General features: G+C 69.3%; 1 protein-coding gene. It reads right to left on the reverse strand.

What is annotated here, in order from left to right:
- Nucleotides 1–42 precede the first annotated feature (42 nt).
- The gene (locus tag H9Q09_RS22325) at nt 43–984 is read right to left on the reverse strand and encodes an IS110 family transposase (RefSeq protein WP_246716293.1); all 942 of its coding nucleotides are present in this window, start codon (nt 982–984) and stop codon (nt 43–45) included.
- Nucleotides 985–1,171 lie beyond the last annotated feature (187 nt).

Consider the following 1,171-nt stretch of genomic DNA (forward strand, 5'->3'; position numbering starts at 1 on the left):
ATGGGTCCTCGGGTCAAGCCCGAGCAACTGTGTGAGTATGCGTCAAGGGGTGGCTGGGCGCGGCTGATATTCTCCGGTTCGGATTGCCACGTTGAGCGTGACGAGGAGCTTGCGGGCGATGGCGATCAGGCTGAGCTTTGCTGGTTTGCCGGCGGTCGTCATGGTGGCGAAGAGGGCCTTCCACGGCGTTGTTCGCACGGCGGCGAGCGCCGCCATGTAGAGGGCGTCGCGCACGCGCTTGCGGCCACCCTGGACGCAGCGTCTGCCGCGCAGCAGGCCGGAGTCCCGGGCAATGGGGGCAAGCCCCGCCAGGGCGGCGATCGCCCGGCGGCTGACGCGGCCGAGTTCGGGCAGGCTGGCCAGCAGCACCGAAGCGGCGACCGGCCCGATGCCGGGAGCTGCGCGCAGCACACGGCGCTGGCGGGCCAAAGCGGCATCGGCCGCGACCGTCGCCTCGATGCGGCGCTCGATGGTGCGGATCTGAGCGTCGAGGAGGGCGATCACCGCGAGGTGACTTTCGGCGATGCACGGCTCGCTCATGGTCCGCAACCGCACCCGCTCGGCCTTGCGCATTGCGACGAGTTGGTCGCGGCGGCTGACCAAGCCCTGCAGCGCCAGCCGCGCGGGCGCCACCTTCTCCGTCGGCCGCAGCGCCAGAGCCGTGCCGTAAAGGGCCAGCATGCGGGCATCGACCGCATCGGTCTTGGCCAGAAGGCCGGCCGACCGGGCGAAGTCGCGGGCGCGGCGGGGATTGGCCCGGTGGAACACCAGGCCCGCCGCCTCCAGGGCACGGATCAGCGGCTGGTCGAACGGCGCGGTGGCCTCGATCACGACGAAAGCCTGCCGCCTTGCCGCCAAGGCCGTCACGGCAGCGATCCCGTCGGCATCGTTGGTCAGGCGTCTGGCCCGCCCTTCGGGATGAGCAAAGACGTCGAGATGCGCTCCAGAGATATCGATACCCAGCACGGTCCGGTCTATCATCATAAGTCCCATCCTTGTCCTGCGGGCTCGGCGCTGTCACGCCGGCCCCGGCAACTGTTCGGGGTGGATGACGAAAGGCGGGCGGCGAACCTTGCTCGGGCACGGTCTCCAACGACCAAGGATGACACGGTGCGCTGCCCGCCGATCAGCCTCTCCAATTGCAAGAGGCCGTCAACAGACAAGGATGACG

The sequence above is a fragment of the Aurantimonas sp. DM33-3 genome, assembly GCF_014334315.1.
Taxonomy (GTDB): Bacteria; Pseudomonadota; Alphaproteobacteria; order Rhizobiales; family Rhizobiaceae; genus Aurantimonas; species Aurantimonas coralicida.

Bases quoted from the DNA above. Each gene is read 5' to 3' on its own strand.
- H9Q09_RS22325 (WP_246716293.1), bottom strand. From the start codon at position 984: ATGATGATAGACCGGACCGTGCTGGGTATCGATATCTCTGGAGCGCAT.